This window comes from Candidatus Cloacimonadota bacterium (genome assembly GCA_020532085.1).
Classification (GTDB): Bacteria; Cloacimonadota; Cloacimonadia; order Cloacimonadales; family Cloacimonadaceae; genus Syntrophosphaera.
The window spans coordinates 50,162-62,661 of the sequence record JAJBAV010000005.1; the positions used below are offsets into that span (position 1 = coordinate 50,162).

Below are 12,500 nucleotides of genomic sequence, written 5' to 3' on the forward strand. Positions count from 1 at the left end.
AAATGTATTTGTTTCCTTTTACCAATATGGCGGATAATAGTCAAGCAGAATCTTCAGCTCAGCTTCTGATGGACAAAAATATCAAGCTTTGGAATGACGCTTGCATGCCTTTAACCGTAAATAAATCTAAACAAGTTGGCGGATATGAAGCATCTACTTTTAACCCTGATCCTGGTGGCAGGCCTTGCGGCCCTCGCCGCAGATGTGGTTTATTCTTACACTTTGAACGAGCCTGAACTCACGACCTCCACAGAATACAGTCATCTGAAACTGGATGGAGCGCAGAGTTGGGGAACTCCCGGCAGCCCGGACCTGCCGTGGTTTGGCACCAAGATCCTGCTCCCCGCGGGTGAAGAAGCCGTGGACATCCAGGTGGAGCTTAGCTCCCCCCAGACTCTGGCCCTCACTTTTCCGGTGGCCCCGCTGCAGCCGCAATACCCGCTGTCCAGCCCGGTGATCCATCCCAGACAGGCCCCGGACCAAACCATTTACGGAAGCGCCAACCCCTATCCGGCCACCCCGCACAATGGCCTCAACACCCAGTTCCTGGCTGGTCATCCAGTCAATTTCAGCGCGATTTGCCCTTTCAGCTACGATCCCCTGAACAACGAACTGATCTTTTACCGCCAGCTGAGCCTGCGGGTGAAAACCACAACCACAGCACGCGCCGCGGCTTCTTTGCAGCTTTTGAAGCAGGACTTTGCCACCTTCGGGTATCTGCTGAAAGCAGTGGACAACGCTGACGCGCTGCCCCGTTATGACCACCGCACCACCGGCTGGGATTACCTCGTGATATACGATGAAGCCAAACTGGCCCAGTGGCAGCCCTTCCAAACCCTGTATGAAGAACGCGGCCAGAACGTGCTGTTGAAATCCGTGCAGGAGATCACCTCGCAAACTGCCGGGGCCGACACCCAGGAAAAGATCCGCAACTATATAATTGACATCTACAACACCAATCCCCTGAAGCACGTTCTGCTGGCCGGGGATACCGACGTGATACCCCATCGCGGCTTCTATGTGAACATGGGCAGCGGCAGCCAGGTGGATAACGACATCCCCGCGGACATGTATTACAGCTGCCTAGACGGAAACTGGAACAACGACGGCGACAGCTACTGGGGCGAACACATGGAAACCGACCTGGTGCCGGAACTTTCCCTCGGCCGCGTTTGCTACAATTCCGATGCCGAGATCGCCAATTTCATCACCAAAACCCAGCACTACCTCAATGAGCCTGTGATCTCCGAAGCCACCACAGCCCTCTTTGTGGGCGAATGGCTCTGGGACGGTCCCACCTGGGGCGGCGACTACATGGACGAAATGATAGGCGGCAGTTCCGCCAACGGCTACACCACCGTGGGAGTGCCCACTTCCTGGAACATCAGCACCATGTATGACCGCACCTACGGCGCAGCTGAATCCTGGACCGGGAGCCAGCTCCGGCCTTTGCTAAGCAACGGTCCCAACCTCGTGAACCACCTCGGCCATTCCGCCACCACCTATACCATGAGGATGTCCAATAACAACGTTACCGCCACCAGCATCACCAACGACGGCCTCAACCACAACCTCTCCATCATCTTCACCCAGGGCTGCTACGCCGGGTCCTTCGACAACCGCGACACCAATTACGGCGACTACACCGCCGACTGCATCACCGAAAAATTCACCTCCTTACCCACTGCGGCCGTGGCCATGATCGCCCACTCCCGTTACGGATGGGGAATGCAGGGATCCACCGATGGCGCTTCCCAGAAGATCAACCGCCAGTACATCGACGCCATCTTCGGAGAAAACATCCGCGAACTCGGCTTCACCCTGGTGGATGCCAAAATTGACAACATCCCCTACATCCAGAACTCCCCCGTGATGTATTGGGTTACCTACGAAACAAACCTGCTGGGCGATCCCGGCCTGATGGTCTGGGGCGACACCCCGCAGCAAATGAGCGTCCAGCTTCCCACCTACTGGACCGTTGGCCTCAACAACTATCAGGTGCAAACCAACGCTCCGGGCGCCACCCTGCGCCTGAAAAGCGGCAACGACATCCTCTGTGAAGCCACTGCCGACGCCACTGGCCTCATCGGCATCAATCTCGATGCCAGCCTCACCCCCGGCGATTTCGCTGTCAGCATTGTCGCGGCCGATTTCATCGCCTACCATGGTGTGATCACTGTCCAGGCCAGCAACCAGCCTTACATTGTGGCCACCCAGGTGCAGTATGGTGACGCCGACGGACTCTACCACACCGGCGAAGTCATCGACCTTAATGTGACCCTGAAAAACGTGGGCATGGTGGACCAAACCGAGCCCGGCACCCTTAACCTGATCAGCAACTCCCCCAATCTCCATGTGCTCAGCAGCTCCTATGGCTTCAACCCCCTCGCGGCCTCGGATTCCACTGCCATCAACGGTTTTTTCCAGGTCAGGATCCAGGGAAATTATCCCGACCACCAGATCGCCTATCTGAGCTTTGAAGCGAACTTCGACTCCTATGTCTCCTCCACCCCCGCCGCCCTCGTCCTGAACGCTCCCGACCTGCATTTGGACACCTACCAGTTCGTGAACGCCAATCCCCAGATAATGCCTGGCGACAATCCCGCTTTGAACATGATCGTGAGCAACAGCGGTTCCGGCCACGCCTTCAACCCCATGATCATCATCTTCTGCGACGACCCCAATGTAACTCTTTCCGCCTTTGAGGCCATTCTCACTCCGGTGGGTCCGGACAGCTTCACCCTCTATGAAAACGCTTTCAGCGCGCTGATCTCCCCGAACGCCCCCATCGGCAGTTCCGTGAACATTGGCTATATGCTCGGTGCGGAAAACGGCAACACTCTGGAAGGAAATTTCGTGCTCTATATTGGCAACCAGCAGTACTCTTTCGAGAACGACTCCAACGGCTGGACCAGCCTGGCCCCTCTTACCAGCTTCGTGAACCAGTGGCACCGTGAAAACCAGCGCAACCACACCGCTGACGGTAGCTGGTCGATGAAGTTCGGTGGTCCCGGATCCGCGGATTATTCCGGCTCCGCCTATGGTGCCCTGGAAAGCCCGGAGATCCCGCTGGGCCAGAACGGACGTCTTTTCTTCCACCACTGGATGGATGCCGAGGCCCACAGCGACCCCATCTACGCCTGGGATGGCGGCATGGTTGAGATCTCGGTGGATGGAGGGCCCTGGACCCAGATCTCTCCCGTCGGCGGCTACTCGCACCGCATCTACAACAACAACGCTTCGCCTTTCCCGGCCAACACCAACGTCTACTCCGGCAGTTTCGACTGGACCCAGGCTGAGTTTGACATCGCCAACTTCACCGGCTTGGCCAAATTCCGTTTCGTGTTCGGTTCCGATGGCTATGTGAGCGGTGAAGGCTGGTACATAGATGACGTCTATGTGGAAAGCGATTTCGACACCGCTTCCGAAGACTTGGTTCAAAGCCTCGTGTTCAGGCTCCACGGGAACTATCCCAATCCTTTCAACCCCACCACGACCATCCGTTTCGATTTGCCTGAGGCCGCATCTGTGAATCTGGACATCTTCAACCTGCGCGGTCAGAAAGTGCGTTCCCTGGTCAATTCCGATCTTCCCGCCGGAGCACACAGCGCCGTTTGGAACGGCCGCGACACCACCGGCAACCCCGTTTCCAGCGGTGTTTATCTTTACCGGCTGAGTGACGGTAACCGCGAACTCACCCGCAAGATGATGTTGATGAAATGATCAAGGTAACGCCGGACACCAGACTGCTGGTACTAACCGGAGCAGGGATCAGCGCCGAATCGGGGCTCAGAACCTTTCGCGACAGCGATGGGCTTTGGGAAAACCACCGCATGGAGTATGTGGCCACTCCCGAGGCCTGGCGGCGCGATCCGCAAATGGTCTGGCGTTTCTACAAAGCACGTTGGGAACAAGCCCAACAGGCCGCTCCCAATCCAGGGCATCTGGCCCTGGCAAGGCTGGAGGAATGGCTGGGGGGCAATTTTCACCTCATCACCCAGAACGTGGACGGACTTCACTCCGCGGCCGGCAACAACCGCGTGATCGAAATGCACGGCGCTCTCCGCAGCTGCCTTTGCACCAAGTGCGGCATCCGCTTTTACCAGGAGGAAGTTGACCTCAGCCCCGAACTCCCCGCCTGCCCCAAATGTTCAGGGAAGTTGCGGCCGGATATTGTGTGGTTCGGTGAAGTGCCTTACCGGTTGCAGGAGATAGACACCTTGCTGCAAAACTGCGATGTCTTCCTTATGGTGGGAACCAGCGGCGTGGTCTATCCCGCTGCCGGTTTTGTGCAGACAGCCCGCTATTTGGGGGCGAAAACCATCGCGGTGAACCTCAATCCCACCGAGAGACTGGATTTCTTCGATGAATTTCACCAAGGTCGGGCAGGCGAGATCCTGCCCCGCCTGGTGGATCAGTGGATGGCAGGCTGGTAACCTCTTCCGGGGTCGGATCCGCTTCCCGCTGACACATACAGACATTTATCAGTTAAATATTGGTTTGGGCGGATTTGAACTCCGCTGCCTCAAATGGACCTAACTGGAAAAAGGGATCTTGTCTTTGTGACGGATGGAATCGAGGCGGCTCATGAATTCCTTAACGCTGGCCTTGAGGGCGTTGAGAGAGCCTTTGTTGTCGATTACCAAGTTGCAGAGGGGGATCTTGGCGAGGTCTTCGATTTGGGCGTCCATGCGGGCTTCTATCTGGGCGCGGGTTTCATTTCCTTTCTTGAGCAGGCGCTGCAGGCGTTTCTCACGGCTGGCCTGCACCAGAACAATATAGTCAAAACAATGCTGCATCCCTGCCTCGAAGAGCAGCGGCACTTCGAAAAAGAGGTATTTTTGCTCGGCGTTGTCCACGATGTTTTGCAGGGCGGTGAGGGCCCTTGGATGCACCAGGCTGTTCAAAAATTCCAGCTCCGGTTTATTGCCGAAGACAATGGAGGCAATTTTTTTCCGATCGGCTTTGCCGTCTGAAACCACCTCGCTTCCCCAACGGCTGATTATTTGCGCCAAACATTCCGGATCGTCCAGTTGCCGTTGGGCGATCTCGTCGGAAAAGATCACTTCGAAGCCCTGTTCCGCCAGCAGCCTGCAAAAAGCGCTCTTGCCGCTGCCGATGTTGCCCGTGATGCCGATGAGGATTGGTCCTGTAGCCATGATGCTCCTTGCTAGGATGTAGCGTCGGTGATGATCTGGAGTAATTCTTCGTAAGCCACGTTCACCTGGATCTCACCGTTGCGGGCCACGGAGATCTGGGATGTTTGCTCCGAAACGATGATGGCGAGGGCATCGGTGACTTCCGTGATGCCAATGCCGGCCAGGTGGCGGGTGCCAAATCTTTTGGCGTGGTCGGATCTTTTGGACAGAGGCAGCACCACCTTGGCGGCCATGATCCTGTCTCCGCGTATGATGATGGCCCCATCGTGGAGCGCGGAACGGGGATTGAATATGGTGAGGATGAGGCGCAGAGACATGGTGGCATCGATGAGTTCACCGCTGTTGATATACTCGCTTAGTTTGCGCCGGTTTTCGATCACTATGAGAGCGCCGGTTTTCCTGAAGGACATCGATGAGATGGCGTCGATGAGCGGCATGTAAAAGGAGTTGCTTTCCTTTTTCCGCAGGCTGAGGTTGAGTTCGCGGGAAAGGTTGATCTTGGCCAGCAGCGCGCGGATTTCCGGCTGGAAGATGATAACGAGGCCCAGCACCCAGAAGTTGCGCACGGCGTTCAGCAGTGAGGTTACCATCCTCAGGTTCAGGGCTTCAGCCACCGTTGACAGCAGCACCAGGGCGATTATGGCCGCCAGGACGTGCCAGCCTCCACCGCGGCGCAGAACGCTGAGCCCTTGGTAAAACAGGAACGCGATGATGAAGATGTCCACCAGATCAGAGAAAGTGGGGATTAGAACTTCCATGGGCCGGCCTCCCTGCCGATCGCTTGCAAAACAGCAAAAAACTGGCGGTGTTCACGCACGTCATGCACCCGCAGGATGTCCACGCCCTGCCAGGCCGCCAGCACAGCGGCGGCGAGGGTCCCGCCGATCCTTTCCTGGGGTCCGGATGCATCCACGGAGGCGATGAAACGCTTGCGGGACACTCCCAGCAACAGGGGCAAGCCGTGTTTGCGGAATTCGCCCAGATGGGCCAGCAGGCGGAAATTGTGTTCCGCGGTTTTGCCAAACCCGATCCCAGGATCGAGTATGATGTTGGCGCGGTCTATTCCGCGTGTGACGGCGAATTCTATCCGCTGCGCGAAAAAGGAGCTGATCTCAGCCAGCAGGTTGGCGTAAACGGGATCGGCCTGCATCGTTTCCGGCTGGCCACGCATGTGCATGAGCACCAGTTTCACCTTTGGCCGGGCCGCTACAATCTCCGCCATGCGCGGATCGTGGCTGAGGGCTGAAATGTCGTTGATGTAAGTGGCCCCCAGATCTATTGCCGCCTCTGCCACCGCGCTGTTGCGGGTGTCCACGGAGACGGGCAGGTGCGGCCACTTTTCCCTTACTTTCAAGAGCACCGGCAGCACGCGCCGCAGTTCCTCAGATACCGGAACTGGCAGCGCTCCGGGACGGGTGGATTCACCCCCGACATCCAGAATGCCCGCGCCTGCATCCACCAGTATTTGGGCTTGGGTCAAAGCCTGTTCGGGATCGGCAAACTTTCCTCCATCAGAAAAGGAATCGGTGGTAACATTCAGGATGCCCATCAATTGGGGTGCCTTGAAATTCGTGGAAAACAGAGGGAAACCGTCCATGTTAGAGAAAATTGACGGTGAGGGTGTATTCCACACCAGGACTGGGCGCACCGGTATAGCTGAATTTGCCGTCACGCAGCATCTTTTTGGCGGCGTCGAAATAGCGGGGCCCGGTTTGCTCAGTGCTTTCCACACTACTTAGCACGGGGCGTGCGTTTTGGTCCAGTTTGAAAGTGATGATCACCCTGCCCGCGGCGCCCAGATCGTGTTTGTAGCCCTCCGGCAGTTGAAACCGCACACCTCCTCCGCTGAGCGAGTAGTTCACACTACCTCCGGAAACTGCCCCTCCAGGGCGGTTTGTGGGTATCCCGCGCAGAGGATTGAGAGGATTGTTGGGCAGGGCGGCCGGTTTGGCGGGGGTGGTGGAAGCCACAGCTGGAGTTTCCAGCAGTTCGCTCCGTGCTGGCGGTTGGGTTTGGGGTGTGCTGACGGTCGGCTTTTCCGGCTGGCTGGGCTGAGCTTTGGGCTGCTCTGGCTTGGAGATGGTTGGCTTCAGGGTTGTGCCCTGGGGTTGGGGCTGCGCTGCGCCGGGACCGGGCGTGGTGTCCAAAGCATTTGGCAGCAGCTCCGGCGGCGCCAGCTCGAACTCATACCAGCGGGGTGCCAGCATGGGCTTGATCACATACATGGCCAGAAAAACCAGCAACAGCGCGTGGAGCAGCAGCGAGAGCGCCAGCGAGCGGTGGTAGCCGTCACGAAAGGAGATCATGGCCGCACAGCAGGTTCCGTGGCCACGAACACCCGCTCGAAACCGGCTCCGCGCACCACGTCCATCAGGTTGATGACGCTTTGCAGGGGCGTAGATTTCTCGGCGGAGAGCCGCACCACCTGGTCCGGGTTGTTGAATTCGTTCTTCAGGGCTTGCTCCAGCGTGTCCAGAGTGTATGTCTTATCCATGAAGACGATCTGGTTCTCGGTCTGATACTGGATGTGCAGCACCTGGCGGGTCTGGCGTTCCTGGGAAACCGATCCTGGCAGCTTGAAGGGCAGGCCGGTCTGGGCGGCGAAATTGGAGGCGATGAGCAGAAAGATGAGCAGCAGAAAGATCACGTCGGTCATCGATATCAGTACCGTGCTGCTGATCTTTTGCCGGGATATTCCCAATTTCATGGACGCTGCAACTCCCTGCCCAGGGCTTTTTGATACTTGATCTCGTGCTCGATGGCCTGGTTTTGCATTTCCTTGGCGATGTTGGCCATGTGCTCCACCAGATCATTGTGGAAAATGATGGCCGGGATGCCCACTGCCAGACCCCCCACCGTGGTGAGCAGCGCCTGCCAGATGCCTCCGGCGAGGGTGTTGATGTCCACGCTGTTCTGGCCCTGACCCTGGATGTTCATGAACACGCTCACCATACCCACCACCGTGCCCAAAAATCCGATCAGGGGCGCGATCGCGGAGAGCGTGGCCAGCCAGCCCATCCCTTTTTCCAGCTTGTGCAGCTCGAGGTTGGCGGTGGATTCCATGCTGTTCTCGATCAGTCGGATGTCTTCTGTTTGCGAGTTGTAGAGTTTGTCCAGCATCATGCCCAGGGGGCTGCTGAGACCGTGAATGCGCAAAACGGCGCGGATGTTGTCCAGCTTGTCCTGCTGGGCCAGGTAATAGCGAAGCTTTTCATTGGCTTTGCGCAAGCGGGAAACCTGACGATACTTTTCCAGCACGATGGCCAGCACGGCGATGGAAACCACCACCAGCACATACATCAGAATGCCGCCCCGCAGTAAAAGGTTCATAATGGTCATTTGACTCCTGAATCGGTTTTAAACAAGGCGGGAGGCTGTTATCTCCCGCCTTGAATGGGTTTAGGGTGCTGGTTGCAAGATCAACCGTGCTGCTTGGCGAATTCAGCCATGAATTCGGCCAAAGCGTGGGCGGCGGGCAAAGGCAGGGAATTGTAGGTGCTGGCGCGGCAGCCACCCACGTCGCGGTGTCCTTTGAGCCCGATCATGCCATTCTTTTTGGCTTCAGAAATGAACAGGGCTTCCAGCTCCTCGCTGCCGAGGCGGAAAGTGATGTTCATCAGGGAGCGGTCTTCCTTGTCCACGGTGCCTTTGTAATAGCCTTCGGAGGCGTCGATGGCACCGTAGATGTATTTGGCCTTGGCGATGTTGTTCTGTTCGATCATCTTGAGTCCGCCGTATTCCTCGATCCATTTCAGCACCAGGCCGATCATATAGATGGTGAAGGTGGCCGGGGTGTTGTACATGGAGCCGTTTTTGGCCATCAGCGGATAATCCAGCATGGAAGGCGCGCCGGGGATGGCTTGTTCCAGCATGCTCTTTTTAATGATGACCACGGCGGTTCCGGAGGGCCCCACGTTCTTTTGGGCGCCAGCGTAGATGAGGTCATATTTCTGCACGTCGATGGGCTTGCTCATGAAATTTGAGGACATGTCTGCGATGAGGGGCAAGCCGGCGGGAACGTCCGGATCGGTCTTCCATTCGCTGCCGAAGATGGTGTTGTTGGTGGTGATGTGCAAATAGGCGGGATTGGCTGAAAGCTGCCAGGTTTTGGGGATGTAGCAGAAATTGCGGTCCGCGCTGGAAGCTGCTTCATGCACGCTTTTGCCAAGCTTCTTGGCTTCGGCAATGGCTTTTTTGGACCACACGCCCGTGTTTATGTAGTTAGCTTCCTTGCCCTCAAAGGCAAAATTCATCGGCACCATCAGGAACTGGAGGCTGGCCCCGCCTTGCAGGAAGAGCACCTCGTGGTCGTCACCGAGGCCGTAGATGCGCTTCACGGCAGCGTTGGTCTCGTCGATGATGGCCTGGTATTCCTTGCTGCGGTGGCTCATTTCCATCACGGAAAGTCCCATGCCTTTGTAGTTGAACAGATCGGCCTGAGCTTCGCGGAGCACTTCCTCCGGAAGCACCGCCGGACCTGCGTTGAAGTTGTGTACGCGTTCCATTTTTTCCTCCTGGAACAGATATTTTTTGCTGAATACAAGCTTTTCAGAGGCCGTGTTTTCAGGCAAGCCTTTTTTTCGGTCCCAAGAAAATTGTTGACGTATTCCGGCCGCCCAGCATCTGGAGACCAAGGAACAAGCACATGATCCACAAGCTGTTATCCGATAAAAAAATAGTGCTGGCCTCAGCCAGTCCCAGACGTGAGGCCCTGCTGAAAATGCTTCAGCTCACCCCCCTGATCATTCCGGCCAGGGTGGATGAGCCCATAACCGGTGAAAAGCCTTATCTGCAGGCCATGCGCCACGCCCGCAACAAAGCCCAGACCATTGCCGCGAGAATGGACGCCGAGACCCTGGTGATCGGGGCGGACACCATCGTGGTTTTGGACGGCGTGATCCTGGGCAAACCCGCCGATCAGCGCCAGGCGGGAGAATATCTGAACCTCCTCTCCGGCCGCACCCACAAGGTTTACACCGGCCTCTGCCTTTGCTGGCGCAAAGCCTGCTTTGCCCGCCACGAACGCAGCTTGGTGGAGTTCGCGCCGCTCTCTGAAACTGAGATCCAGGCCTATGTGGAAACCGGGGAACCACTCGACAAAGCCGGTGCCTACGGCATCCAGGGCTACGGCTCGCAATTCATCCGCCGTATCCAAGGCTGCTACTTCAACGTGATGGGATTTCCCATCCATCTCTTTTACAAGATGTTGGGTGAGCTGTTTAAAGAAAATGCTTTGTAAAGGATGAGCTATCTTATTGCCTATGAAATATCTGCATAATGCCAAGTTTTACCTCGAGGGCAATTTCGCCAACCCGGTTACCGCTCTCCTGGTGGATGCCGGCAGGATCGTGAAGCTGCTAAGCTCCGAAGATCCCGTTCAGCCCAGCTGGGAAAAGGTCGATCTGCGGGGCGGTTGGGTCTATCCCGCTTTCATCGACGCCCATACGCACAGCTTTTCCGGCGGCCTCTATGAAGACGGTGTTGATCTATCCGCCTGTGCCAGCATCGACGAAGTGCTGTCCCTGCTCTTTGTTGCCGCCAGCCAGAAACCGGAGCTGATGATCGGCTGGCGCTTCGACGAAGGCCGGATCAGGGAAAAACGCTTCCCCACCATCCAGGAGTTGGATTCCGTCTGCCCCGGTCCGAGGCTGATGCTGCGCCGGGTGGACGGGCATTCCTGCGTGCTCAATTCCACCGCCCGCAAAGCAGTGCCGGGCCTGGTCAGCCAGGCTGAGGTGCTGATCGCGCAGGACAACGATCTGGCGGTGAATTGGCTGCAGGACAACTGCTCTGACGAAACCATCCTCCGGGCCTATCACAACGCTGCCCAAACAGCGCTGAGGGGTGGTTTTTCCACCCTGCACACCATGATCGGCGACGCCCAACAGAGCGTTCAGCACTACCGCCTGATCCGGGACCGGCTGAATGAATTCGCGGTGAGTTTCCAGCTCTATCCCCAAAGCTTCAACCTCCCCGCCGCCTTGGAACTTGGCGCCAGCCGGATCGGTGGCTGCATCCTGGCGGACGGCTCCATCGGCTCCCGCACAGCCGCTCTGGGCGAAGCTTACGCCGACAGCGACAGCCGGGGGATCCTCTATCAGAGTGACCAATTCTGGAATGATTTCGTGGCCCGGGCCCATCAACGGGGACTTCAGGTTTGCGTGCACTGCATCGGTGATGCCGCCATCCGCCAGATCAACCGGGCTTTCGCGCTGTTGCCGGCGGATGAGGTGAGGGAATTGCGCCACCAGTTGATCCACTGTGAAATCACGCCCGACGCGCTGGTGGACGAAATAGCCGCTTCCGGCGCCGTGCCGGTGATGCAGCCGGCCTTCGATCTGCTTTGGGGCGGGCCCGACGGCCTCTACGCCAAGCGTCTGGGATCCAGGCGCGGGAGCATGAACCGCTTTGGGACTTTTACCGGCCAGGGTGTGCGGGTCTGCGGCTCCAGCGACTGGTATGTTACCGACCTGAACATCGCCATGTCGCTCCACGCCCTGATCCATCATCACAACCCGGCGGAACGCCTCTCCCCGGCTGACGCGATCGCCATCTACACCGCCAACAATGCCTGGCTGAATCACGAGGAAAGTTCGCGGGGAAGCATCGCGGAAGGGTTTTGGGCGGATCTGAGCGTGATGGACACCGATTTCACCCGGCCATTCAACTGGCCGGACTCCCGCGCCAGTTTTATTTTCCGCTCCGGAGAAATGGTTTATGCCGCCAACCCCGCCTGAATTCAGCGCCGCCCAACTGCGCAAGATTATCAAAGCCGAACTGGCCGAGCATCCCAAGGCCCGTTACGCCGACCTCTACAAACTGCTGCACCAGGCACATTACGGACCCACCCACATTGTTCCGGATCCTGTGGCCATCGCCACCGACATCCGGGAAGAGCTGGCCGGGATCCAAACCCAAAACTGCGGTCCCAGCCAGGACATCGGCTGCGGCAAAGGCTTTGTGCGGCTCAACCTGATCGCCCTCACCGGAGGCAGGGATCTGTCGGGACCAAAGAGCCACCTGTTGCGCGATCAGCTGCTGCGGGAGGCCTGTCTAAAGGTGCAGCCTGAACAGGTAGAACTGCTCACGCGAAGCGTGCTGGCTTCCAGGCTGGAGGATGCTTTCACGCAGCAGGACTGGCAAGCCGCCTGGAAAAAGGCCCAGCCGGTGGTGAACGAATTCCTCTTCCCCACTTTCGCCGAACGGGCCCTGATCGATGCCTGCCTCAAAAACGGCGCCATGCCCTCCCACACAGATGACTACCGCTATCTCTACAAACCGCATTACCGCGTGATCCATCACAGCCTCCTGGGCAAATTCAAAGCTCTCAAAGGATAAGCC

The 12,500-nt window shown here is 57.6% G+C and carries 12 protein-coding genes; 5 read left to right on the forward strand and 7 right to left on the reverse strand.

Annotated features, from left to right (window positions below; translation table 11 throughout):
• The first annotated feature begins 144 nt into the window (after nt 1-144).
• Both LHW45_02455 and LHW45_02460 read left to right on the forward strand, forming a co-directional pair.
• Nucleotides 145-3,723 carry a C25 family cysteine peptidase gene (locus LHW45_02455; protein ID MCB5284439.1) on the forward strand — a complete coding sequence of 1,193 codons (3,579 nt, stop codon included), beginning with the start codon at nt 145-147 and terminating at the stop codon, nt 3,721-3,723.
• A complete protein-coding gene (locus tag LHW45_02460; GenBank protein ID MCB5284440.1) occupies nt 3,720-4,436 on the forward strand; it encodes an NAD-dependent deacylase in 717 nt (238 codons plus the stop codon). The genes LHW45_02455 and LHW45_02460 overlap by 4 nt, the downstream gene beginning before the upstream one ends.
• 99 nt (nt 4,437-4,535) lie before the next feature.
• Here LHW45_02460 and coaE read toward each other — a convergent pair whose 3' ends face one another.
• The 7 genes from coaE to serC form a co-directional block, all read right to left on the reverse strand.
• Nucleotides 4,536-5,159 (reverse strand): dephospho-CoA kinase, encoded by a 624-nt coding sequence (coaE, locus tag LHW45_02465; protein ID MCB5284441.1) that lies wholly within the window; start codon nt 5,157-5,159, stop codon nt 4,536-4,538.
• 11 nt (nt 5,160-5,170) lie between these two features.
• On the reverse strand, nt 5,171-5,917 hold the full coding sequence (cdaA, locus tag LHW45_02470) for a diadenylate cyclase CdaA (protein ID MCB5284442.1): 747 nt from the start codon (nt 5,915-5,917) through the stop codon (nt 5,171-5,173).
• Complete coding sequence (gene folP / locus LHW45_02475; protein MCB5284443.1) at nt 5,905-6,756, reverse strand: dihydropteroate synthase; 852 nt, start codon at nt 6,754-6,756, stop codon at nt 5,905-5,907. The genes cdaA and folP overlap by 13 nt, the downstream gene beginning before the upstream one ends.
• A gap of 1 nt (nt 6,757) precedes the next feature.
• On the reverse strand, nt 6,758-7,465 hold the full coding sequence (locus LHW45_02480; GenBank protein MCB5284444.1) for a hypothetical protein: 708 nt from the start codon (nt 7,463-7,465) through the stop codon (nt 6,758-6,760).
• Nucleotides 7,462-7,866, reverse strand: a complete 405-nt coding sequence (locus LHW45_02485; GenBank protein ID MCB5284445.1) for a biopolymer transporter ExbD — start codon at nt 7,864-7,866, stop codon at nt 7,462-7,464. The genes LHW45_02480 and LHW45_02485 overlap by 4 nt, the downstream gene beginning before the upstream one ends.
• On the reverse strand, nt 7,863-8,489 hold the full coding sequence (locus tag LHW45_02490) for a MotA/TolQ/ExbB proton channel family protein (protein ID MCB5284446.1): 627 nt from the start codon (nt 8,487-8,489) through the stop codon (nt 7,863-7,865). Before LHW45_02490 ends, LHW45_02485 begins: the two co-directional genes overlap by 4 nt.
• An 89-nt stretch (nt 8,490-8,578) precedes the next feature.
• Nucleotides 8,579-9,664 (reverse strand): 3-phosphoserine/phosphohydroxythreonine transaminase, encoded by a 1,086-nt coding sequence (gene serC, locus LHW45_02495; GenBank protein ID MCB5284447.1) that lies wholly within the window; start codon nt 9,662-9,664, stop codon nt 8,579-8,581.
• A 140-nt stretch (nt 9,665-9,804) separates the two neighbouring features.
• Between serC and LHW45_02500 the strand changes: the two genes are divergently transcribed.
• Genes LHW45_02500 through LHW45_02510 form a run of 3 tightly spaced genes read left to right on the forward strand, consistent with a single transcriptional unit; the run spans nt 9,805 to nt 12,497 of the window.
• Entirely contained in the window at nt 9,805-10,398 is a 594-nt protein-coding gene (locus tag LHW45_02500; protein MCB5284448.1) for a Maf family protein, read from the forward strand.
• A 22-nt stretch (nt 10,399-10,420) separates the two neighbouring features.
• Complete coding sequence (locus LHW45_02505) at nt 10,421-11,896, forward strand: amidohydrolase family protein (protein ID MCB5284449.1); 1,476 nt, start codon at nt 10,421-10,423, stop codon at nt 11,894-11,896.
• Entirely contained in the window at nt 11,877-12,497 is a 621-nt protein-coding gene (locus LHW45_02510; GenBank protein ID MCB5284450.1) for a hypothetical protein, read from the forward strand. The genes LHW45_02505 and LHW45_02510 overlap by 20 nt, the downstream gene beginning before the upstream one ends.
• Nucleotides 12,498-12,500 lie beyond the last annotated feature (3 nt).